The sequence below is a fragment of the Pseudomonas sp. NPDC079086 genome (assembly GCF_044542155.1).
Taxonomy (GTDB): Bacteria; Pseudomonadota; Gammaproteobacteria; order Pseudomonadales; family Pseudomonadaceae; genus Aquipseudomonas.
This window is the reverse complement of record NZ_JBITTY010000001.1, coordinates 491736-514899: the sequence shown is the minus strand read 5'-3', so window position 1 is coordinate 514899 and position 23164 is coordinate 491736. Positions and strand designations below refer to the sequence as shown.

Here is a 23164-nt window from a genome sequence, read left to right as displayed (position 1 = left end):
CTTACAGGCCACCCTGGCCGTAGAAGGTATTGGCGCCCTTGGTCAGTACGCTGACAGTGAGGGCGATGGACTCGGGAATCAGCTCCTTGGCAACCTGCAGGCGGGTGGCGTAGCTGGTGTCGTAGAGCGGCTCGGGGCGCTGGTAGGCGACCTGGGCGGTCTGGGTTAGCAGGTCGCGGATCGGCTTCTGCGGGTCATAGGTGCCAACCCGGTTGGCCACGGCGGCAATATTGTTCAGGCCTTCGCTGAAGTAGTGGTCGTCCACCCAGCCTTCCCAGCCGGAGTGACCGTTGCCCGAGGTGACCCAGGCGTGGTGCGGCTGCGCGACATCACCGGTGGTGTGCAGCGAGTAACCGATGGTTTGCAGGGATGGGGCGTTCTTGAACTGATCGAACCAGTACTTGGCCAGGTTATCGATGGGCTGGAAAGCCGCCGTCTGGAAGTCACCGTAGTGCGTCTGCCAGTTGGAACTAGTGCCCTGGCGGTAGTGCGCTTCAGTGGTGTCGAAGTCGCTCTTCTTCAGCTCGCGGTTGTACAGGTAGACCATCGCGTACCAGTCGACGTCACCGCTCCAGCTGCCATCCACCTTGCGATAGCGGTAGTCGTAACCGCCGTGGTCATTGCCGTGGGCGTCGCCCTGGCGGGCCATGTTGATGAAGTGCCAGTAGGAGGTGTAATTGACCAACGATGCGGCGGCGCCATACACCGGCGCATGCTCGTAACCGACCCACCAGCCACCCAGGCGGGTGTCCTGGAAATCATCGACGTCATAGGCTGCTTGGCCGAGTATTTCGCCAGCGCGGGCTTCGCTGCCGGCGGCACCGACGTAGAACTGGTAGGCACGTTTCATCTCGGGCGTGGCGTGCGCCGAGTTGAGGAAGGCCAGGGCGTCTTTGACGATGTTCTTGTGCGTAGGTTGCGACCAGGCGCTGGCATGGCTGGCACTAAAAGCCAGGCCTAGACCAACGACCAGGGAGGTGAGGGTTTTCATAGGGAAGGCGCTCTTTTGTTGTTGGAGTTGAGCAGTATTAGCGGGCATTGATGGCAAAACTGTTGCAATGCCGCACGCCAACTTAAAGCCTATGCACTGGGTTGCCTCAACCCAACTAAGGTTTGGTGGTATAGACCAATTCCCTTGCGCGCCTTGTGCCGCGCCGCTGTTTCTATGGTGCAAAGCTGCCTGGATACTGAGGCATTGGCGACCTGAGCCAAGCTGCAGAGTGTGAGCGGTGTCTCGTATTGCTGCGGCGCATATCACCGACAATGCCGCGCCGGCCAGGCCGCCGCCTCCTCCTGGCTACCCCATTGCCTCAATCCTCAAGGACGATGACCATGAAACTGCAGTTCTCCCTTTGCGCCCTTGCGCTCACTACCTTGCTGTCCGGCTGCCAGAACATGAGCCCTGACGCCATGCTCAATACCGGTCTGCAAGCCATGCAGGCCGCCACGCTCAGCGATGCTGAAGTGAAGACCATGGCCGATGAAGCCTGCGTGCAGATGGACGCTCAGTCGCCCATCGCGCCGGCCGATAGCACCTACAGCAAGCGCCTGGCGACGATCGCCAGCAACCTAGGCAGCCAGGTCAATGGCACGCCAGTCACCTACAAGGTTTACCTGACCGATGAAGTGAACGCCTGGGCCATGGCCAACGGTTGCGTGCGCGTATACAGCGGTCTGATGGACCTGATGACCGACAACGAAGTGGAAGGCGTGTTGGGCCACGAGATGGGCCACGTTGCCCTCGGCCACACCAAGAAGGCCATGCAGGCGGCTTACGCTACGTCGGTAGCCCGTGGCGCGATTGCCTCCTCCGGCAACAGCGCTGCCATGGCACTGTCCAGCTCGCAACTGGGTGATTTGGGTGAGGCGCTGATCAACGCGCAGTTCTCCCAGTCTCAGGAAAGCGCCGCCGACGACTTCTCTTTTGATTTGCTGAAGAAGCGCAACATTCCGCTGCAAGGTCTGGCCAGCGCCTTCGACAAGTTGGCCCAGCAGGGCGGCGGCGAAAGCAGCATGTTCGACTCCCACCCAGGCTCGGCTGAACGCGCCGCGCATATTCGCCAGCGCATCACTGCCGAGAAGTGATCGACGATGGGGCCGCAGTAGCGGCCCCATCTGTTTTAAGCGTCAGCTCCTTTTGGTTCTCCTCTGGCAGCCCTGCCTAAAGCCGCCACAGATTACTCATCCGCCGCGTCCTGACTGTGCAGCGCCCCTGTCTCACTAGTTTCCAGTACTGCGTAAGCACTTGAGCAGAACAGCGAGTTGAGGCGCTTCATATCGGCGATCAACTCCATGTGCAGGCCGCTAGTTTCGATGCTCTGCACCACTTGATGATGCAAGCGGCCGACATGTGCGTGGGCCAACCGCCGCTCCTGGGCGCGGAAGCGGCGTTTCTCGCGCAGTAGCTGACGGGCGCTTTCCTTGTCGCCGGAAAGAAATACCGAAAGCCCCAGGCGCAGGTTGGCCGTTAGCTGCTGATGCAGACTGGCGAGCTCTTCCAGGCCGCTGTCGGAGAAGGAGTGGCGCTGGGCGGTCTTCTGATCCTGCACCTTGCCGAGCATGCGCTCGATGATGTCGCCGGCCTGCTCCAGGTTGACTGCCAGCTCGATGATCTCTGCCCAACGGCGGTTGTCGTGTTCACCCAAGGCTTCGCGCTGCACCTGCGCGAGATAGAGTTTCACTGCGCTGTAGAGTGCATCGACGTCGTCATCCAGGCGGCGTAGCTCCTTGCTTAGGGCGATTTGTCCACCTTGCAGCACTTCCAGCAGGTGGCTGAGCATGGTCTCGATCAGGTCGCCGATGCGCAGGGTTTCGCGCACTGCATTGGCCAGCGCCAGGCTCGGCGTGGACAGCGCAGTAGGGTCGAGGTGGCGCGGGCGGGCCACGCCGTTTTCCTCGACGCGATCCGGCAGCAGCCAGTTGCAGAACCGCGCCATCAACCCAACGGTAGGCAGCATCAGTAGGCAGCGCAGGCTGTTGTAGAGCACGTGAAAGCCAATTACCAGTTCTTCGGGGCGCCAGTTCAGGCTGTCCAGCCAGTTGGCCAGCGGGGTGAGAAAGGGCATCACCAGTAACAGGCCAATCAGCTTGTACAGCAGGCTGCCGAGGGCCACGCGCCGCCCCGCTGGGGTTTGCAGGCTGCTGGTGAGGAAGGCCAGGATGCCGCTGCCGATGTTTGCGCCGATCACCAGGCCGATGGCCACTGGCAGGCTGATCAGCCCGGCACCGGTGAGCATGGCTGTGAGCAGCACGGCTGCCAGGCTGGAATAGGAGATCAGGGCAAACAGTGCACCCACCAGGGCATCCAGCATCAGGTCGCCAGTTAGCGAGGCGAACAGCACGCGGATGCCTTGTTCCTGGGTGATCGGCGTGGCGGCTGCGACGATCAGCTCCAGCGCTAGCAGCATCAAGCCCAAGCCGATACCGACGCGACCGAGCTGGCCGGCACGGGTCTGTTTGCGCGAAAGAAAGAAAATCACCCCGAGAAAGATCAGCAGCGGGCTCAGCCAACTCAGATCAAAGGTCAGCACCCGCGCCATCAATGCGGTGCCGACATCCGCACCAAGCATGATCGCCAGTGCCGGCGTCAGCGCCATCAGGCCTTGAGCAACGAAGGAGGTGACCAACAGTGCGGTGGCGTTGCTGCTCTGCACCAGTGCGGTGACGCCAATGCCGGCGGCAAACGCCATGGGGCGCTTACTGATGTTGTTACTGAGCACCTTGCGCAGGTGTGAACCGTACACACGCAGAATGCCGGTGCGGACGATGTGGGTGCCCCAGATCAGCAGGGCAATGGCGGATAGCAAATTGAGCAGGGTCAGCATCGCGCATCTCCCTGACGCGGGTCGCCCCAAAGAGGGCAACAACAGGGGGCGACGCCTAGGGCTCGACGATGAATCCGAAGATTAGGTGTCGCGGCTAAGTGAATGGCCTGGTTAGCTATTTTTTTACCAAGCCTACCTTTAGCTTTAGCCGTCAAATGACATTGGCGCCAGTCGCGCGAACACGGTTAAGTGCTCTGGCAGGTGTCAGATGCAGCGCTATTCGGCCAGTTTCCGCAGGCGGAGGCCGGCAAATTTGGCGCGATGCCCCAGGTGGTGGCGCAGGCCGTAGCGGCATGCCTTCAGGCGGGGTGAACTGTTAACCTAGGCCGATTGAACGGATGCGACCCTGCCCATGCTCACGCTCTATCATGCCCCCGACCTTGAAACCCTTGGAGCACTGGCCACGCGCTTGTTGGCCACGCCGATGCGCGATCCATTTGCACCCGCGCTGGTGGTGGTGCCGAGCCAAGGCATGGGCCGCTGGTTGACGCTGGAGTTGGCGTGCAAACAAGGCATCGCCATGCAGCTTGAAGTACAGCTGCCGGCCAAGTTTGTTTGGGATATGTCGCGCCTGTGTCTGGGCCAGCTGCCGGAGCAATCGGCCTTCAGCCCCAGCAGCCTGAGTTGGCGACTGTATGACTGGCTGTGCGAGCCCGAGCAGCTGGCGCAAGCGCCGCGTTTGGCGCACTACCTAGAAGGCGGTGATGAGCGCCGCAGGCTGTCACTTGCCGTCAAGATCGCCGACGTATTCGACCAATACCTGCTGTATCGCGACGACTGGCTGGCCGCCTGGGAGCGCAACGAGCTGCTTGATCTCGGCCCGGATGAAGCCTGGCAAGCGCTGCTCTGGCGCGAGCTGACCAAGGACGGTCACCCGCACCGTGCACGTCTGCTCGAAGACTTGCTGGCCCGCCTGTACGACGCCGCACCGATCGGTGGCCTGCCCGAGCGCCTACTGGTGTTCGGCATCAGCAGTTTGCCGCCGCACCATATGCGCGTGCTGGAAGGTTTGGCGCGGCACACCGAAGTGGTGATTTTCGCCCTCAATCCCTGCCGCGAGGCCTGGGGCGAGATACGCGATATCCGCGAGCTGGCACGGCAGCCGCAAAGCGCAGCGGCTAACCAGGAGCTGAGCCCGGATGACTGGTATTTGGATGTCGGCCACCCGCTGCTGGCGAGCCTCGGAAAGCAGGGCCGCGACTTCTTCGACAGCCTGTTTAGCCTGGCCTCCAGTGAAGGTAGTCAGGAAGTCGGCCTGTACTCCGAGGACGCCGACCTGCACGACACCAGCCTGCTGCAAGCGCTGCAGAACGACATTCTGCGTCTGCATACCCGGCAGCCGGATGAGCGTCTGCAACTGCGCGATGACGACCGTTCGTTGGAGCTGCACATTGCTCACTCGCCGCTGCGCGAAGTGGAAATTCTGCATGACCAACTGCTCGCCCGCTTTGCTGCCGAACCTGAACTGACCCCCGATCAAGTGGTGGTGTTGACCCCGGATATCGAGCGTTATGCGCCCTATATCGAAGCGGTTTTCGCCCCACGTGAAGGCGTGCCGCGCGTGCCGTTCAGCCTGGCCGACCGCAGCCTGCGTGCGGAAATCCCGCTGATTGAGGCCTTCCTCAGCCTGCTGGCCCTGCCGGACAGCCGCTTTACCGCCGAAGAGGTGCTCACCCTGCTTGAGCAGCCCGCCGTCGCCCGCCGTGCCGGGATCGAAGCCGAAGACCTCAGCCTGCTGCGCGACTGGTTGCGTGAGGCCGGTATTCGCTGGGGCCGCGATGACGCGCACCGCGAGCAGCTGGGCTTGCCGGCCGATGCTGCGTTCACCTGGCGACAAGGATTGGATCGCCTGCTGCTGGGCTTTGCCGTACCGCCGCAGCTCGCCGGATTGGCGGCGCCCTTGCTCGGCAGCAGCTGGCCGCTGGATGCGCTGGAGGGTGCGCGCGCGCAATTGCTCGGGCGCTTGGCTGGATTTGTCGAGCGCTTGGCCGCGCTGGCGCAGAGCCTGCAACGGCCACGGGCCTTGGGCGAGTGGGCTGAGTCGCTGCAAGTTTTGATCGACCAACTGTTTGATGAGCGGGAAGCCGGCGACACTTTACTGCTGCTGTCCAAGGCCTGCGCTGCCTTGCAGGAGCAGGCCACGGCCTCCGGCGTCGAGCGGCCGATTGAGCTGGCGCTGATTCGTCAGCAACTGACGGCGGCGTTGGAGCAGGGCAGCGCGGCGTCGGGCTTTCTTACCGGCGCGGTGACCTTCTGCACCATGGTGCCGATGCGCAGCCTGCCGTTCCGCCTGGTCTGCCTGCTTGGCCTGGATGACGGCGCGCTGCCACGGCGTACACCCGCCGCCGGCTTCGACCTGATTGGGCAGAAGCCCCGCCGTGGCGACCGTGCGCGGCGTTTGGATGACCGTTATCTATTGCTGGAAACCCTGCTTTCGGCGCGCGGGGGGCTGTACCTCAGCTATGTCGGTCGCGACCCGCGCAGCAATGCCGAACTGCCACCCTCGGTGCTAGTCAGCGAATTGCTCGATGTGGTCGACCTCACCGCCGTCGCTGCCAGCGGTCCGGCCAGCGCCCGCATCACCCATCAGCATCCGCTGCAACCCTTCGCTCCGGGTAACTTTGCCGGCGACCGCCACGCCGGTTTTGCCGCGCCTTGGTTCCACGCGGCGCAGCGCCTAAGCCAGGCGGTGGAAAGTGCCGCGCCGTTTGCCAGTGTATTGGCGGCCCCCGATCAAGATGGGCTGGGCGGTGCGCCGCTGAGCATCGAGCCGAGCCAACTGATCCATTGCTTCAAACATCCGGCGCGCTACCTGTTGGAACAGCGTCTCGGCCTGCGCCTGGCGCAGACAGAAGAAACCCTGGCCGGTGATGAGCCATTCAGCGTCGAGTGGACCAGCCAACATGGCTTGCGCCAGTTGGCCTTGCAGGCCGTCGAGCGAGGCTGGAGTGAGCGTGAGGAGCGTGCCGTGGCGGCGGCATCCGGCTGGCTGCCGGTGGGCGAGCTGGGCCAGGCGCACTGGGGGCAGATTCGTGGGCCGATCCGCGCCTTTGCGCCAACCCTGTTCGACGAGCGCCCCGAGGATGCTGCGCAACCGCTGCTGGTGGATATCGAACTGGCCGGCGTGCGCATTCACGGCTGGCTGGATGGCGTGACCAGTGAGGGCTTATTCGATTACCGCCTGCGCGACCTCGGCGCGTGGGAGTTTGCCCCGTTCTGGCTGCGCCACCTGTTGCTCAATTGTGCCGCGACGCCGGGCATCAGCCGCGAGAGCCGTCTGCTATCGCCAAAACGCGAATGGCGGCTTGGGCCGCTGGCGGCTCCCCTGCAACTGTTGGAGCCCTGGCTCGAAGCCTACAAAAGCGCGCTGTGTGAACCGCTACCGCTGTTAGCCAAGTGCAGCTATGGCTTTGCCAGCAAATGGCGTAAACCCGGGCGCAAAGAGCCAATTGACGCCGCCCGCAGCGAGGCGCGGGTGATGTGGCAAGGCAACGATTACATGACCGGCGAAGGCCAAGACCCCTGGAATGCCCTGGCCTTCCGCGACCGCGAGCCGCTGGATGAGCGCTTTGAGGCGCTCGCCGAACAGCTCTACGGCCCGGCGCTGGACGCCCTGCAAGGCAGTGACGAGGACGAGGCATGAGTGGCGCAGCGTTAAACCTATTGCGCGACAGCTTCAGCGGCCGCTCGCTGATCGAGGCCAGCGCCGGCACCGGCAAGACCTGGACCCTCACTGCGCTGTACGCCCGCCTGCTGCTGGAAAAGCAGCTCAGCGTGAGTCAGATTCTGGTGGTGACCTTTACCACCGCCGCCACCGCCGAGCTGCGCGAGCGTATTCGCAAGCGCTTGGCCGAACTGCTGGCGGTGTATGACAACGGCCCTGGCGATGACGCGCTGCTTAACGCGCTGCATGCGCAATACCCGGACGCTGTCAGCCATCGTCGGCTGCTGCTGGCGGTGCACGGTTTTGACGAGGCGGCGATTTTCACCATCCATGGCTTCTGCCAGCGCGCCTTGCAGGACGCGGCGTTCGAGGCCGGTGGCGATTTCGATAACGAGCTAACCCACGACGACCGCGAGATTATCGACGCGCTGCTCGCCGACCTCTGGCGGCATGAGCTGGCGGCGGCCGAGCCTGAATGGGCGGCGTTTCTGGTGCAGCTGAAAATCACCCCGCAAGGCCTGCGTCAGCGCTTGCGCAATCACCTCGGTAAACCCTACCTGCGCATCGAGCCGCAGCCGGGCACGCACAGCGACATGGCCGCCCTGCGCGCGGCCTGGCAACAGGCGCAGCGCCTATGGCAGGGCGAAAGTGCGGCCTGGCTGGAGCAACTGAAAGCCTTCGACGGCTTCAAGAGCAATATGTGCAACCCGGCCAAGCTGGGTGTTTGGCAGGCCGAGTTGGATGGCTATTTCAGCGATGCCGCCGCGCTGTTCAGCAAGACCGAAGCACACCGCCGTCTGGCCCGTGAAGGGCTGAACAAGGCCAGCAAAAAGGGCTGTGACGCGCCGGCCAATCCGCTGGCTGCTGCATTGCAAGAGCTGTGTGATGCCCTGGATACGGCGCAGCCAGAAGCCGAACAACGCCTGATCGACCTGCAAGTCCGCCTGATCGCCCAGCTCAATGAGCAACTGCCAGCGCGCAAAGCGGCGCAGCGTCTGTTGGCCTTCGACGACCTGCTCAACAAGCTGCAACAAGCGCTACAGGGCGAGGGTGGCGAGCACTTGGCGACCACTCTGCGCACGCAATACCCGGTGGCGCTAATCGATGAGTTTCAGGACACCGACCCGGTGCAGTACCGAGTGTTTCATCGCATCTATCAGGACGCCGGCGACCTGTGTTTTGTCGGTGACCCGAAGCAAGCGATTTACGCTTTTCGCGGTGCTGATCTGGCGACCTACCTGCAAGCGCGCAGCGAGGCGGCGCGGCAATACAGCCTGACCACCAACCACCGCTCCACGCCGGAGCTAATTGCCTCACTCAATCAACTGTTCGACCGGCCCATGCCGTTCGCCGAGCCTGGCCTGGATTATCAGCAGGTCGGGGCCAGCGACAAGGCGCGAGCGCAACTGGTGTTGCCGGCGGTTGAGGGCGAGCAGGACGCGCCGCTGGCGTTGGTCTGGCTGGATGACGAGCACCTGGGCAAGGGCCAGGCCGGCACGCTGGTCGCCACCGATACGGCGCGGCGCATCGCTGCCGTGCTGGCCGCCAGCAGTCAGGGCGAGGCGTACTTTGCCCAGGGCGGCACGCGCACGCCGATCAAGGGCGGCGATATTGCCGTGCTGGTCGCCAGCCACCGCCAGGCCGGCGAAGTGGCCGCAGAGCTGGCTGCCCGTGGCGTGCCCAGCGTGCGGCGCGGTAAAGAAAACGTCTGGCACAGCGAGGAGGCGGATGAACTCAGCGCTGTGCTCGCCGCCTACGCCGAACCGGGCCGCGAAGGTGCGTTGCGCTATGCCCTGGCCAGTCGCTTGCTCGGTCGCAGCGCCGCTGATCTGGCTGCCTGCACCGAGGATACCCAGGCCTGGGACGCCGAACGCGAGGCGGCCGAGCGCTATCACCAACTGTGGCAGCAGCAAGGCTTTATGCGCGCCTTCCGCGCCTGGCTGGATGAACAAAAAATTGCCCAGCGGCTGCTGGCGCTGATCGATGGTGAGCGACGCTTGACCAACCTGCTGCACCTGGCAGAGTTGCTGCAAACCGAAAGCCTGCAACGCCCGGGGCTGGAGCAATTACTGACGTGGTTCAACGCCCAGCGCAGTGCCGAAGCCCATGGCGAGGACGCTTTATTGCGTCTGGAAAGCGATGCCGAGCGGGTGCAGATCGTCACCATCCACACCTCCAAGGGTTTGGAATATCCGTTGGTGTTCTGCCCTTACCTGTGGGACGGCGCGTTACTGCGTCAGCATGAAGACATCAGCTGCCACGCCGACGACGGCACGCCGCTGCTCGACCTCGGCAGCGAACAACTCGACGTGCACCGCGAGCGGGCCCGCCATGAACGCTTCGCCGAGAAATTACGCCTGACCTATGTGGCCCTGACCCGCGCCCGTGATCGGCTATGGCTGCACTGGGGACCGGTGGACTGCAAGCCGAAAAAGGACGGCACCCTCGGCGACAGCGGCCTGCACAGCAGCGCCCTGGCCTGGCTGCTGCACGGTCGGCAATTGCCGGGCGAGGATGCCCTGGCCGAGCTTGCTGGGCACTTGCAAAGCCTTAGCCCGCAAGGGCTGCATGCGGAAGTTGCGCAGCTGGTTGGTAGCAGTAACGGCTATATGAGCCTGCAGCCGCTGCGTTACAGCGAAGCCAGCGCCGCCGGCGAGCAGCGCGCGCCAGCCCCGCAGCAATTGGCGACGCTGCAACGCAGCCTGTACAGCGCCTGGCGGGTCGGCAGCTTCTCCGGCCTGGCCGCCGGCATGCACATGGAAGCGCCGGACCGCGACGGCTTGGTGATGCCCGATGCCAGCGAGCCGGGCAGCGGTTTTTTCGCCTTCCCCCGTGGCGCCCGGGCTGGTACCTGCCTGCACGCCATTCTGGAAGATTGGGCGCGCGGTAAAGCCCCGCTGGCGGAGCTGATTGAGCCGGGCCTGAGCGGACACGGCATCAGCAATGAGTGGAACGCGGTGGCGCTGGAGCAGCTGCAACAGGTGGTCGACTGCGATCTCGATGGCCAGGGCCTGACCCTGAGCGGGCTAAACCCTGTGCGCCGCCTGCCCGAGCTGGGCTTTACCTTCCCGGTCGCCGGGCTGGATATGCAGCACCTGCGGGCGATCCTCAGCGATCCCGCCCACGGCCTGCCGACGCCGATGCGCGACGCGGCGGCGCGTTTGGAATTCGACAGCCTCAAGGGCTTTCTCAAAGGCTTTATCGACCTAACTTTCGAGTACGACGGGCGCTGGTACATCGCCGACTACAAGTCCAACTGGCTCGGCCCGGATGCCAGCTACTACGACGGTGAACGCCTGCTGCAAGCCCTGGCCGCCGAGCATTACTACCTGCAATACCTGATCTACCTGGTGGCGCTGCGGCGCTTCCTGCGTCAGCGTCTGGACGACTTTCACAACGAGCAGCTTGGCGGTGCCTACTACCTGTTCCTGCGCGGCATGCCGAGCGCCGGGGTGTACTTCTCGCGCCCGGCGGATGGCTTGCTGGATGCGTTGGATACGTTGTTCGCGGAGGGTAAATGATGTTGTTAAACGATTTACCCCTAGGCCCGCTGGAGCGCGCGCTGGTCGATAGCCTGCAGCGTCTCGATCCGGCTGCTACGCCGGTGGTGTTGGCTTCGGCGGCGCTGCTTTGCATGGCGTTGGACAAGGGCGATGTGTGCCTGCCCCTGGCGCGACTGGCCGGGCAGCGACCTTGGCCTGAGCATGCCTTCAATCTACCGAAACTGGCGGACTGGCAGGCGCAGTTGCTCGCGTCGCCGCTGGTCGGCGCGGATGGCGATTTCACCCCGCTGATTGTTGAGCACGGTCGGCTGTATCTGGCGCGCTATCAGGCCTATGAGCGGCATCTGGCCACGCAACTGCTGCAACGCGCTGCCGATCTGCCTGAGGTAGACGAAGCCCAGTTGAGTGAAAGTCTCGGCCGCTTATTTGCTTTCAATCAGCAACAGCCCGACTGGCAGCGTTTGGCCGCCGCGCAAGCGGTGCGGCGCAAGCTAGCGGTGATCTCTGGCGGCCCCGGCACTGGCAAAACCACCACCGTGGTGCGCCTGCTCGCGGCGCTGCTGGAGCAGCCCGGTTGTGAACATTTGGCCATCGGCCTGGCCGCGCCCACGGGTAAAGCTGCTGCGCGCATGGCCGAAGCCATTCGCAATGCCAAGGCCCAGCTGCCGGTTAGCGAGGCGATCAAAGCTGCCCTGCCAGATGAAGCGCGCACCCTGCACCGTTTGCTCGGCAGCCGTGGCGACAGCCCGCAGGTGCGGAATAACGCGGCCAACCCGCTGGCGCTGGATGTGCTGGTGGTGGACGAAGCCTCGATGGTCGATCTGGCGCTGATGGCCAAGCTGCTTGATGCACTGCCGCCGACGGCGCGGCTGATTCTGTTGGGTGACAAAGACCAGCTGTGTGCGGTGGAAGCCGGCGCGGTGTTCGCTGAGTTATGCGAGGGACGCGGCTTCGATGCCCAGGCCGCAGCTGACTTGCAACGCATCACCGGGCAACCTGTGCCAGTGTCCGAGCCGGCCTCGCAGCTGGGCGACGCCGTGGTACTGCTGACCCATAGCCACCGCTTTGCTGGTGACAGCGGCATCGGTGAGCTGGCGCGGCGGATCAACGGCGGCGATGTCAGCGGCACTCTCAACTTGCTCAAGGAGGGTCGCAGCGACCTGGCCTGGAACGCCGAGCCAGCGCCGGCGGACTTGCTCGACCGTCTCGATCAGGGTTACGGCCCTTATATAGCTGCGGCGAAAAGCGCAGATGCCGCCGCGGCGTTTGCCGCCTTCAACAGCTTTCGCACCCTGACGGCCCAGCGCGAGGGCGCATGGGGCGTGGCGGGTATCAACGAAGCACTGGAAGCACGGATCAAGCGGCGCAGCCAAGTGGCCAGCCGCGAGCGCTGGTACGTCGGCCGGCCGGTGATGGTGCGGCAGAACGACTACGCCCTCGGCCTGTTCAATGGCGATATCGGCATCTGTCTGCACACCGAATACGGCCTGCGGGTGTTCTTCGAGGGCGAGGAAGGTTACCGGCCCTTCGCCCCGGCGCGCCTGCCCAGCCACGACAGCGCCTTCGCCATGACCGTGCACAAAAGCCAGGGCTCGGAGTTTGCACAAGTGCTGCTGGTGCTGCCCGAGCAACCGAGCCCGTTGCTCAGTCGCAGCCTGTTCTACACCGGCATCACACGGGCCAAGAACAAGGTGGAAATCTGGGCCCTGCCCGCGCGCCTAGGGGAAGCCGTGGTCACCCGTGCCGAGCGTGCGGCGGGGTTGGCTGAGCGGTTGGAGATACCAATGTCTGAAAATGCTGCTTCTGTGATGACGCAGGAACAGCTCGATCTTTTCTAACTAGGAGTTTTAGGTGAGCAACGGAATGTTCTGGTGTCGACTAGTGGCGATCTTTCTGGGCATGGTTCCACCTGCGCTATTTGCTGCTGAAGGGCCGCAGGTCTACAGCGGGATGCTGGGCAAGATGGCGATAGTCATGGAGCTTAATCTAAGCGATCCCGAGCAGGTCACTGGCCGCTACTTTTATCGCAAGCATCACCACGACTTGGCCCTGGAGGGCCGACTGCAAGGCCAGCAGCTCAGTCTGGTCGAAGGCCGAGACCAGTACGACGACGCTCGGCGTCCCGAACTGCGCTTGCAGCGCAGCCCGCAGGGGTGGCAGGGCGAATGGGTCGGGCCCCAGGGCAAACGGCTGGCAGTTACGCTTACTCAGCCGACTATCGAGGAGCCGCCAGCGGGAGCCGAACCCTTCTGGTATCGCCTATACGACGCATCACCCTACGAGTTCCTGCGTCTCAAGGAGTTGCCGCTAACGTCTGGCAAACGCCAGGAGTTTATGGGCCGTGAGTTGCAGTGGTGGACGGAGCCCGTTTCGGGGTTGACGATGTTCGAAGTGCTGAGAGGTTATCCCCAGGCACAGCTGGATTCGATCAACCAGCAGTTGCGCGCACGCTTGCGCGAGGAAGTGATCGACTATCACGCTTGCAAGCTGGGGGTGCATGGTAGAGGGGGGGAGTTTCTACAAACCGTGCAGCCGCGACTGCTGTCGACGGATGTTGTAAGCCTGAGCATTTTTACCAGCTACGACTGCGGTGGCGCTCATCCGGATTTCGGTGATGCGCCGCTTACGCTGGATGTACGTAGCGGAAAACCGCTGGGTCTGGAGGACCTGCTCTGGGTCGGTGACGGCCCCGCGTTTCACTATCACGAAACGCGAGAGCACAAGCCGGATGAAGATTCGGTGAGTTTCGATGTGTTCTCCCAATACCGTAATCGGTACCTCGCACCCTGGTTGGTCGAGCAGTGGCGGCGGATCGCTCCGGAGATGTTGCCAGAGCCTGCAGATGACTTTGAATGCACCTATGCCGACCCGGATATGTGGGATTTCCCCAGTTGGTACCTCAATGAGGACGGTATTGTGTTCGACTCGATCTTCCCGCGTGTTGCACGTGCCTGCGAGGGCACTGAGTGGTCGGTGCTGCCTTATGCGGTGGTCAAGAAGTATCCCGGTCGATTGCGCTTGGCATTGCCGGACTAAGGCGGGTATTGCACTGCGCGCATCATCGGCCTAGGATGCGCGCCTTCTCTTAACCGACAGCAAAGGAGGCACATCATGCAGCAACTGATTACCCTTTGCAGGTCGCGCCTGGCTTAACGCATCCCCCACCGCTGCACAGCGGTTTCTGCAACGCCCTGCTTCGACCTGCCAATCCAACTATTTTCGTTTCAACCCATCAGGATTGGACTATGGGCACTTGCATTCGCAATTTGTCCGACGGCATCGTTTTGATCGCCGCGGACGACACCTGGATCGAAGGAAAAGCGATCCAACAACTTGAAACCACCGCACGTCTGCCGGGCATGCAACGGGTCGCCGGGATGCCGGATCTGCACCCGGGGCGCGGTTATCCGGTCGGTGCGGCATTCTTTTCCGTGGGCCGCTTGTATCCGGCCTTGGTCGGCAACGACATCGGCTGCGGCATGGCGCTATGGCGCACCGATATTGGCGTGGCCAAGCTGAATTTGGACAAGCTGGAAAAGCGCCTCGGTAGCCTAGAAGGTTCCCTTGGCGATGATTGGCAGGAGGCCATCGCGGCTTTCGGTCTGCCGCCGAGCGGTCATGAGCGTGCCCTCGGCACCATTGGCGGCGGCAATCACTTCGCCGAACTGCAGCAACTCGATCAGAGCTTCGACGATGAAGCGCTGGCGAACCTCGGTATCGACCGCAAGCAGCTGTTGTTACTGGTGCACAGCGGTTCGCGTGGGCTTGGCGAGGCGATTCTGCGCGAGCAGGTCGACTTGTTCGGTCATCAAGGGTTGGAGGCCGGCTCTGCGGCGTGCGCCCATTACCTGGGACGCCACGATGGCGCCTTGCGCTTCGCCGAGGCCAATCGGCAGCTGATCGCACTGCGCATGCTCGAACGGCTGCGCGCCGAGGGCGGACAGTTACTGGATATCAACCACAACCTGGTATCGCCGGCACATATTGCGGGTCAGGACGGCTGGCTGCACCGCAAGGGCGCCACGCCGTCCGATCAGGGTGTGTTGGTGATTCCTAGCTCGCGGGGCGACTACAGCTACCTGGTGCAGCCGCTGGCCGACGAGCGCAGCCTGTTGTCCCTGGCCCATGGCGCAGGGCGTAAATGGATGCGCAGTGACTGCAAGGAGCGCCTTGCTACGCGTTACAGCGCCAAGCAACTGGAGCGCACGGCGCTGGGCAGCCGGGTGATTTGTGCTGACCGGGCGCTGATCTACGAGGAAGCGCCAGAAGCCTACAAGGCCATCGACTCGGTGGTCGGTGCGCTGCGCGAGGCCGGTTTGCTGCGGGTTCTGGCACGCCTGAAACCGGTACTGACCTACAAGACGCAGGGAGGCTGCTGCTGATGATCCTTCTGCAATTGTCGGCGGCCCAAGGGCCGCAAGAATGCGCCTTGGCGGTGGCCAAAGCGCTCAAGTGTCTGCTGGCGGAAGCCACGGAGCTGGGCGTTGAGGTGCGGGTGCTGGAGGAGGAAGCCGGCGAACGTCCGGCAACTTTGCTTTCGGTCTTGCTGGCGCTGAGCGGTGAGGCAGCCGGGCAACTGGCGGATGCCTGGAGCGGTTCGCTGCAATGGGTCTGCGTCAGCCCTTATCGGCCGGGGCATCGGCGCAAGAACTGGTTCTTTGGCGGCGCGCGGTTCGCTGCGCCGCCGGCCCACCTGGAAAGCCAGATCCGTTTCGAAACCCTGCGCTCCTCCGGTCCCGGCGGCCAGCATGTCAACACAACGGACTCGGCAGTGCGCGCCACTCACGTGGCCAGCGGCATCAGCGTCAAGGTGCAGTCCGAACGCAGTCAACACGCCAACAAGCGTCTGGCGTTGATGCTGATCGCTCAAAAGCTAAGTCAGCGTGCGGAGCAGGCACATGGCGACTTGAGGGCCGAACGGCGCCTGTTTCATCATCAGGTGGATAGGGGTAACCCGGCACGGATTTTCCGTGGCTTGAGTTTTACGTCCGAGTGATGCGAACGCTACTCGCTTAAAGCCCCGGCATTTGCTGTGCTGCTCGTTTGGGCAGTACAGCCACTACCTGTGCAAGATCAGCTCTTGGCGTCCAGGCACTGCTCTGGCCTAACTGGGCTAGCCAGGACAAGTGTGTCGCCTACACTCAAGCGCTAACTCTCTGGAGTTATCACCTGCGCCGTCGTATCTGGAGCTAAGGTCAAGAACTTATGTGTGCGCGACTATTTGCCAGCCTGCTACTGGGCCTGCTGTGTTGTCCTAGCGCGGTAAGCGAGGAACTGCGGCTGGTTACGGGGGACGACTACGCACCGTTTACCGGGAAAATGCTACCCGCTGGGGGCATGCTCACCCAGGTTGTTCAAGCGGTGCTGGCGCTGAGCGATATCGACAGCACACTGGACTGGCAGCCTTGGAATCGCGGCTATCTGAAAACTTTACGAGGCGAGTACGACGCCACATTTCCCTATGTGCCCACGCCTGAGCGAGAGAAAGAATACATCTACTCGGCACCATTGCTGGTGGTTGAGCATCATATTTTCAGTCGTAGTAATGATCCCATCGAGGCCTTGGATCCTGAGCAGATTCGGGGGCGGAGCGTGTGCATACCGCTGGGTTGGCAACCCTCTGCTCTGCTCCAGGGATTTCTGGATCAGGGGGTTGTGCGACGCCACTCGCCGATAGGCATCAAGGAGTGTGCGAGGCTGGTATTGATTGGCCGTGATGATTTCTTTGTCGCTGATCGACGCCTCGGTGATACGGCATTGCAGTTGATTGGTGCCAACAATGGCCAGCTACAGCGCTCGGCCGAAATGATCAGTACTAGTTCTCTGCACCTGATCGTGCCGCACAATCACCCTCGCGGCTCGCTGATCATCGCGCAGTTCGATGCCGGCCTAGATCGTCTTATGGTCAGCGGGGCTTATCAGCAAGTTATAGAGGGGTATATAGAGTCTCGGGCGCTGGTGCAGAGCAGCCAGTAGCTCGGTGAACCGTCTTGTCGCTGCCCTCTGATGGACCTTGGTTGGCTCGCCGTCCCTGGCGATGCCGTCACTCAGCCGGTTTCTTCAGCTTCGGATTAGGAAAAAACTGCACGACTTGCACCTTGGGGTTGGCGACCTTGGGTTTCAGTGCGCTGATATTGACCCGTGTGGGCAGTTCGCGCGGTACCGAGTTGCCGCGCTCATCCAGGGTGTCGGCGTAGCCGCAGGCCACGCATTCGCGGTTCGGCACGCCGTCGACGTTCCACATCTGGATCTTGTCCATTTCGCTGCACGCCGGGCAGACCGCGCCGGCGATAAAGCGTTTTGCGCTGACATTCACAGGTGCATCTGTCATGCGGCCTCCTGGCTCAAGCCGAGGTGACGCAGCAGGGCGTCGATGGAGGGCGGGCGACCACGGAAGTCGACGAACAGCACCATTGGCTCTTGCGAGCCGCCACGGGCCAGGATGGCCTCACGGAAGGCGCGGCCGGTGGCGCTGTTGAATACGCCTTCCTCCTCGAACTTGGAGAAGGCGTCAGCACTGAGCACTTCGGCCCACTTGTAGCTGTAGTAACCGGCCGCGTAACCACCGGCGAAGATGTGCGCGAAGCTGTTGGGGAAGCGGTTGTAGGCCGGCGGACGCAGCACCGAGACCTCGTTGCGGATGCCCTCGAGTACATCCAGCACGCTGCGGCCGTCACCGTGGGTAGCGTGCAGCTCGAAGTCGAACAGGCTGAATTCGATCTGCCGCACCATCATCAAGCCGGATTGGAAGTTCTTCGCCGCCAGCATCTTGTCCAGCAGGTCCTGTGGCAGCGGTTCGCCGCTTTCATAGTGACCAGAGATCAATGCCAGGCCTTCCGGCTCCCAGCACCAGTTCTCCATAAATTGGCTCGGCAGTTCGACCGCATCCCAGGCCACGCCATTGATGCCCGATGCGCCGGCATGCTCAACGCGGGTCAGCAGGTGATGCAGGCCGTGGCCGAATTCGTGGAACAGGGTGGTGACTTCATCGTGGGTCAACAGCGCTGGTTTGCCGCCGACCGCTGGAGTGAAGTTGCACACCAGGTTGGCCACCGGGCTGATCAGCTTGCCTGCCGCGTCGCGGCGTTTATCGCGGGCACCGTCCATCCACGCGCCGCCGCGTTTGTTGGCGCGGGCGTAGAGGTCGAAGAAGAAGCGCCCGACGTGCGCGCCGTTCTCCTTGATTTCGAACAGGCGTACATCCGGGTGCCAGGTGTCGAAGCCGCTCAATTCCTCGATCTGGATGCCGTAAAGCTTTTCGACGATGGCGAACAAGCCGCTGAGCACTTTGTCGATGGGGAAGTAGGCGCGGAGGATTTCCTGGGAAATGCTGTAGCGCTGCTCGCGCAGTTTCTCGCTGTAGTAACCGACGTCCCAGCTTTGCAGGTCGTTGCAGCCCTGTTCGGCAGCAAAGGCTTGCAGTTCACGCAGGTCCTGCTCGGCAAACGGTTTGCCGCGTGTACCGAGGTCGCGCAGGAAGTGCAGCACCTGCTCGGTGGTTTCAGTCATTTTGCTGGCCAGGCTCAGCTCGGCGTAGTTGGCGAAGCCCAGCAGCTTGGCCAGTTCCTGACGCAGGGCGAGGATTTCCAGCATCACCGGGCCGTTGTCGTGCTTGCCGGCATTCGGCCCCTGGTCGGAGGCGCGGGTGCAGTAGGCGGCATACACCTCTTCGCGCAGGGCGCGGTCGTTGGCGTAGGTCATTACCGCGAAGTAGCTGGGGAATTCCAGGCTGATCAGCCAGCCGTCCAGGCCCTTGGCCTCGGCAGCTTGTTTCATCTGCGCCTTGGCCGAATCGGTCAGGCCATCCAGGGCGGCTTCGTCGGTGACGTGCTTGGTCCAGGCCTGGGTGGCATCCAGCAGCTGGTTGGAGAACTTGCTAGCCAGCTCGGAGAGCTTCATCTGGATCTCGCCGTAGCGCTTCTGCTGCTCTGCCGGCAGGTCGATACCGGATAGGCGGAAGTCGCGCAGGGCGTGCTCGAGAATAGTCTTCTGCGCCACGTCGAAACCAGCAGCTGCAGGGCTTTCGGCCAGCGCCTGATAAGCCTGGAATAGCGGCTGGTTCTGGCCGATTTCGGTCCAGTACTCGGACAGCTTGGGCAGGCAGGCCTCGTAGGCGGCGCGCAGCTCTGAGCTGTTACACACCGCATTCAGGTGGCTGACCGGGCTCCAGGCCTGGCCCAGGCGCGCGCCCAGTTCATCCAGCACGAGCACCAGGCCATCCCAGCTTGGTGTGCCAGACTGTTGTTCAAGCAGACGGCTCATGGCCGCACGGCTTTCGGCAAGAATGCTGTCCACTGCCGGCTCGACATGCTCCGGACGGATGGCAGCATAGGACGGCAGATCGAAGGCTTGCAGCAGTGGGTTGTTGGCAGTCACGACAGGTCACCTGTAACGAAATGGGTTTGCAGCTGTGACCCCGGCGGGTGCAAAAGGCTCCCAGGGCAGGCTTGAATGGGCAGTGGCTGTGGCTAAAACAGCACGCATACCCTGAACATGGGTGCCATCTTAATTACAATCAAGGTCAGACGCAGCTTAAGAGGTTTCTATCGTGGCGATTCGTACTTACCAACAGTTCACTCCACAGCTAGGCGAGCGGGTGTTTGTCGATGCATCGGCGGTGGTTTTGGGTGATGTGGAAATTGGCGCGGACAGCTCCGTCTGGCCGCTGGTGGTAATCCGTGGCGACATGCACAGCATCCGCATAGGCGAGCGCAGCAGCATTCAGGACGGCAGCGTGCTGCATATCACCCATGCCGGGCCCTTCAACCCGCGCGGCTACCCGCTGAATATCGGCGACGATGTGACCATCGGTCATAACGTCACCCTGCACGGCTGCAACATCGGCAGCCGGGTGCTGATCGGCATGGGCAGCATCATCATGGATGGCGTGGTAGTCGATGACGAAGTGATGCTCGGCGCCGGCAGCCTGGTGCCGCCGGGTAGCCACCTGCAAAGCGGTTACCTGTATGTCGGCAGCCCGGCTAAACAGGCTCGCGAGCTGAGTGAGAAGGAGCGCGGCTACTTCCGCTATAGCGCCGACAACTACGTACGGCTGAAGGATCAGCACCTGATGGAAGGTTACGGCAGCTGATGACTCAAGCGTTTTTGCGTTACTCGAACATCCTGTTTGACCTCGATGGCACCCTCACCGACCCGCGTGAGGGGATTACCCGATCGGTACAGCATGCGCTGGCCAAGTTGGGCATCGACGAGCCTGACCTGCAGGCGCTGGAACACTTTATCGGCCCGCCGCTGTTGCAGTGTTTTATGCAGACGTATCAGTTTGACGAGGCCACGGCCTGGCAGGCGGTGAACCATTATCGCGAGCGTTTCCGCGAGGTGGGTCTGTATGAGAATCAGCTGTTCGACGGAGTGGGTGAGCTGTTGCAACTGCTGCAGAACCAGCAGCGCACGCTGTATATCGCCACCAGCAAGCCGACGGTGTTTGCCGAGCAGATCGCTAAGCACTTTGGTTTCGCGAAGCACTTCAAGGTGATCTACGGCAGCGAGTTGGATGGCACACGCACCGACAAGGTCGAGCTGATTGCCCATCTGCTGCAGCAGGAGCAGTTACCGCTGGAGCGCACGTTGATGATTGGTGACCGCAAGCACGACCTGATCGGCGCCAGGCGCAATGGCCTGGATGCGGCCGCGGTGGGATATGGTTTTGGCAGTTTTGCTGAGTTGCAGGCCGAGGCGCCGACCTACCACTTCCACAGCCTGGCCGAGCTGCACCAGGCGTTTATGGGCTAAGGCGATGGGTTACGTCGCTGCGCGGCTAACCCATCCTACGCTTAGCCATTTTTCTGATAGATGATTTTCTTGGTGCCGCCGTCGCAGCTGCCGACCACCATGCTGGGGTCTTGAGCGTCTTCGTTGGGCACGATTTCCAGTGTGTAGCTGGCAACGCCGGCGGCCTGGATCTTCACTTCAATTTCCGCGCGGAGCTCTTCGCAGGGCTTGGGCGCGGCCAATGCGCTGGTACTGAGTAGGCCAAGCAGCACGGCCAGGGTGACTTTGTTCATTGCATCGCTCCTTTTGCGTGAACAGAAACTACAAGGGTTGGAGTGGCTTTTCGGTACGTAAGTTCTAAGCGCCGGGAGATAACTCGGCGAGTGCGTGATGCCGTTCCGCCTCGGGCAGTTTGCCCAGTGCGGTGACTCGCTGATAGAAACGCGGCCAGTCGCGGTCAACCTGCTCGAACAGCACGGTAAAGGCCGGCACCCATTGATCATAGAGGCCAAACGGCAGCAGCTTGGCGTTGTTGATCGGCGCGTTGATCCAGCCGTCGTAACGCCCGTTTCCGCCCCACTCGCGCTTGCTTAGCGCATGGTAGTCGGCCCGCAGGCGGGTGAACTCGGCCTGTTTTTCGCTGCGCATCTGCGCAGGCGTCAGGTCGCTGGCATACAGCTGCTGCAGCCGCGCTCGGCTGGCCAGGACTAGGGCAATAAACTGCTCGCGCTGCTGTTCGCCCTGTGGGTCGCTGGGCGGCAAACCCTGCTTGGCGCGCCACTGGCGCAGACCTTCGTGCTCAACAAAGCTGGCGAAGGATTCATTGAACGCCGTGTCGCCCGCTACATAAAACTGCTGGTGCGCCAGTTCGTGGAAGATCACCGCCACCAGACGCTCGTCACTCCAGCGCAGCATGGTGTTGAGAATCGGGTCATCGAACCAGCCGAGCGTGGAATAGGCTTCGACGCCGCCCAGGTAGGTGTCCAGCCCCTCTTGTTTGAGTAAAGCTGCGGCGCCGCGCGCCCGGCTCTGACTGTAATAACCGCGATAAGCCACGCAGCCGGCGATTGGGAAGCAGTGCAGCTGCGGCGTCAGGGAAAACTCCGGGGTGGCGAACACGTTCCACACCACAAAGGGTCGCTGAATATCAGCGTACAGGCGGTAACTGTCGTTGTTTGGCAGGCTCAGCTGGGCGCTGGCAAAGTCCCGCGCCCGCTGAGCCAGGGCTAGGCGCTGCTTGAGTTCGGTGTCTACCGACGGGCTCTCCAGCAATTCGGCAATCGGTTCGCGCGCCTGCAACAGTTGCAGCTGGCCGCCAGCCAGATGGCTGTAGTAATCCAGGGTGCTGCAACCGCTCAGCAGCAACGTGGCCACCAGCGGAACCCAGCGCCAGAGCAGAGCGTCGAACATGGTTCAGTACCTACGAGAAGTCAGGCGGCCACGCTAGCGCATTGGCGCTGCTGCCTCCAGTGGGCTATCGGCGTAGGCTAGGGTCTATTGCGATTTATGGAGGTGTTTATGCGTTGTCTGGCTTTGTTTGGCGGCGTGCTGGTGCTCAGTGCCTGCGCCTCGCCCTTACCATCACCCGATCCGAGCCAGGCTTGGGTTGAGCTGCGCAGTAATGCCGGTACGCTGCTGATGGCGGATCAGCTCGATGGCCAGCGCCTCAACGATGGTCGTTACTTCCAGGTGCCGGCCGGTGCCCATGAACTGCAGGCGCGCTTTCAGTTCGAGGTGAACAGCGGCGGTGGCCTGGATGGGGCCTACGAGCCGCGTCAGATGACCTGCGAGATACGCGTGCGGCATGCCAACTTTGTGGCCGGCCAGCGCTACCAGCTGGAGGCCAGACCCATGCAGATGAAGGCGCAGGCCTGGCTCTATGATGAGCAGCGCAACGTGTTGGCGCGCGGCAAGGTTTTGCGCTGCGGTACGTTCTAAAACGCGCCGCGATCAGCCTTAGTTGTCGAGCACTGCTTCCAGAGTAATTTCAGCGTTCAGTACCTTGGAAACTGGGCAGCCGTTCTTGGCGGTTTCCACGGCTTTTTCGAACGCGTCACGGTCTGCGCCGGGGATTTTTGCCCGCAAAGACAGGTGCACGGCGGTGATGGCAAAGCCGCCGTCCTGCTTGTCGAGGGTAACGTCAGCGCGGGTTTCGATGCTCTCGGCGGTCATTCCGGCGTCGCCAAGTTCCTTGGACAGTGCCATGGAGAAGCATCCGGCGTGAGCTGCGCCGAGCAGTTCTTCCGGGTTGGTGCCCGGCTGATCTTCGAAGCGGGTATTGAAGCCGTAGGGTGCCTTTGTCAGTGCGCCGCTCTGGGTTGAGAGGGTGCCTTTGCCATCCTTGATGCCACCTTGCCAATGAGCTGATGCTGTCTTTTTCATCCGAATACTCCTGTACGTGGGTTCTAGGGTTGAGAGCAGGCTTAGGCGGCACAAGTTCG

The 23164-nt window shown here is 62.5% G+C and carries 18 protein-coding genes; 11 read left to right on the top strand and 7 right to left on the bottom strand.

Going from position 1 to position 23164, the window contains the following annotated elements:
* Position 1: 1 nt before the first annotated feature.
* On the bottom strand, positions 2-991 hold the full coding sequence (locus tag ACIGEK_RS02530) for a hypothetical protein (protein ID WP_397491807.1): 990 nt from the start codon (positions 989-991) through the stop codon (positions 2-4).
* Positions 992-1332: 341 nt separating this feature from the next.
* Here ACIGEK_RS02530 and ACIGEK_RS02525 point away from each other — a divergent pair, with 341 nt between their 5' ends.
* The gene (locus ACIGEK_RS02525) at positions 1333-2085 is read left to right on the top strand and encodes a M48 family metallopeptidase (protein ID WP_397491806.1); all 753 of its coding nucleotides are present in this window, start codon (positions 1333-1335) and stop codon (positions 2083-2085) included.
* 92 nt (positions 2086-2177) lie between these two features.
* On the opposite strand, the gene ACIGEK_RS02520 is transcribed toward ACIGEK_RS02525, so the two are convergent.
* Positions 2178-3824 carry a Na/Pi cotransporter family protein gene (locus ACIGEK_RS02520; RefSeq protein ID WP_397491805.1) on the bottom strand — a complete coding sequence of 549 codons (1647 nt, stop codon included), beginning with the start codon at positions 3822-3824 and terminating at the stop codon, positions 2178-2180.
* 352 nt (positions 3825-4176) lie between these two features.
* Here ACIGEK_RS02520 and recC point away from each other — a divergent pair, with 352 nt between their 5' ends.
* The 7 genes from recC to ACIGEK_RS02485 all read left to right on the top strand — a co-directional run bounded on the left by recC (position 4177) and on the right by ACIGEK_RS02485 (position 16967).
* On the top strand, positions 4177-7467 hold the full coding sequence (recC, locus tag ACIGEK_RS02515) for an exodeoxyribonuclease V subunit gamma (protein WP_397491804.1): 3291 nt from the start codon (positions 4177-4179) through the stop codon (positions 7465-7467).
* The gene (recB, locus tag ACIGEK_RS02510) at positions 7464-11009 is read left to right on the top strand and encodes an exodeoxyribonuclease V subunit beta (RefSeq protein ID WP_397491803.1); all 3546 of its coding nucleotides are present in this window, start codon (positions 7464-7466) and stop codon (positions 11007-11009) included. Before recC ends, recB begins: the two co-directional genes overlap by 4 nt.
* Entirely contained in the window at positions 11009-12829 is a 1821-nt protein-coding gene (gene recD / locus ACIGEK_RS02505; protein ID WP_397493067.1) for an exodeoxyribonuclease V subunit alpha, read from the top strand. Before recB ends, recD begins: the two co-directional genes overlap by 1 nt.
* A gap of 13 nt (positions 12830-12842) precedes the next feature.
* Positions 12843-14027, top strand: a complete 1185-nt coding sequence (locus ACIGEK_RS02500; protein ID WP_397491802.1) for a hypothetical protein — start codon at positions 12843-12845, stop codon at positions 14025-14027.
* A 209-nt stretch (positions 14028-14236) separates the two neighbouring features.
* Positions 14237-15373, top strand: coding sequence for an RNA ligase RtcB family protein (locus ACIGEK_RS02495; protein ID WP_397491801.1), 1137 nt, complete (start codon positions 14237-14239; stop codon positions 15371-15373).
* Positions 15373-15987 (top strand): peptide chain release factor H, encoded by a 615-nt coding sequence (gene prfH, locus ACIGEK_RS02490; protein WP_397491800.1) that lies wholly within the window; start codon positions 15373-15375, stop codon positions 15985-15987. Before ACIGEK_RS02495 ends, prfH begins: the two co-directional genes overlap by 1 nt.
* A 209-nt stretch (positions 15988-16196) precedes the next feature.
* Entirely contained in the window at positions 16197-16967 is a 771-nt protein-coding gene (locus tag ACIGEK_RS02485) for a substrate-binding periplasmic protein (protein WP_397491799.1), read from the top strand.
* A gap of 67 nt (positions 16968-17034) precedes the next feature.
* Here ACIGEK_RS02485 and ACIGEK_RS02480 read toward each other — a convergent pair whose 3' ends face one another.
* Positions 17035-17322, bottom strand: coding sequence for a YheV family putative zinc ribbon protein (locus ACIGEK_RS02480; protein ID WP_397491798.1), 288 nt, complete (start codon positions 17320-17322; stop codon positions 17035-17037).
* On the bottom strand, positions 17319-19367 hold the full coding sequence (prlC, locus tag ACIGEK_RS02475; protein ID WP_397491797.1) for an oligopeptidase A: 2049 nt from the start codon (positions 19365-19367) through the stop codon (positions 17319-17321). The genes ACIGEK_RS02480 and prlC overlap by 4 nt, the downstream gene beginning before the upstream one ends.
* 172 nt (positions 19368-19539) lie before the next feature.
* Between prlC and ACIGEK_RS02470 the strand changes: the two genes are divergently transcribed.
* Together ACIGEK_RS02470 and ACIGEK_RS02465 are read left to right on the top strand one after the other, a co-directional pair.
* Positions 19540-20082 carry a gamma carbonic anhydrase family protein gene (locus tag ACIGEK_RS02470; RefSeq protein WP_397491796.1) on the top strand — a complete coding sequence of 181 codons (543 nt, stop codon included), beginning with the start codon at positions 19540-19542 and terminating at the stop codon, positions 20080-20082.
* A complete protein-coding gene (locus ACIGEK_RS02465) occupies positions 20082-20744 on the top strand; it encodes an HAD family hydrolase (protein ID WP_397491795.1) in 663 nt (220 codons plus the stop codon). Before ACIGEK_RS02470 ends, ACIGEK_RS02465 begins: the two co-directional genes overlap by 1 nt.
* 41 nt (positions 20745-20785) lie before the next feature.
* Here ACIGEK_RS02465 and ACIGEK_RS02460 read toward each other — a convergent pair whose 3' ends face one another.
* Positions 20786-21016 (bottom strand): DUF1161 domain-containing protein, encoded by a 231-nt coding sequence (locus tag ACIGEK_RS02460; protein WP_397491794.1) that lies wholly within the window; start codon positions 21014-21016, stop codon positions 20786-20788.
* 64 nt (positions 21017-21080) lie between these two features.
* A complete protein-coding gene (locus ACIGEK_RS02455; protein ID WP_397491793.1) occupies positions 21081-22133 on the bottom strand; it encodes an aminopeptidase in 1053 nt (350 codons plus the stop codon).
* Between the two features lie 108 nt (positions 22134-22241).
* Here ACIGEK_RS02455 and ACIGEK_RS02450 point away from each other — a divergent pair, with 108 nt between their 5' ends.
* Positions 22242-22661: a hypothetical protein gene (locus tag ACIGEK_RS02450; protein ID WP_397491792.1), complete on the top strand. Its 420-nt coding sequence runs from the start codon at positions 22242-22244 to the stop codon at positions 22659-22661.
* 18 nt (positions 22662-22679) lie between these two features.
* Here the strand turns inward: ACIGEK_RS02450 and ACIGEK_RS02445 are convergent, their stop codons facing one another.
* Positions 22680-23105: an OsmC family protein gene (locus ACIGEK_RS02445; RefSeq protein ID WP_397491791.1), complete on the bottom strand. Its 426-nt coding sequence runs from the start codon at positions 23103-23105 to the stop codon at positions 22680-22682.
* Positions 23106-23164 lie beyond the last annotated feature (59 nt).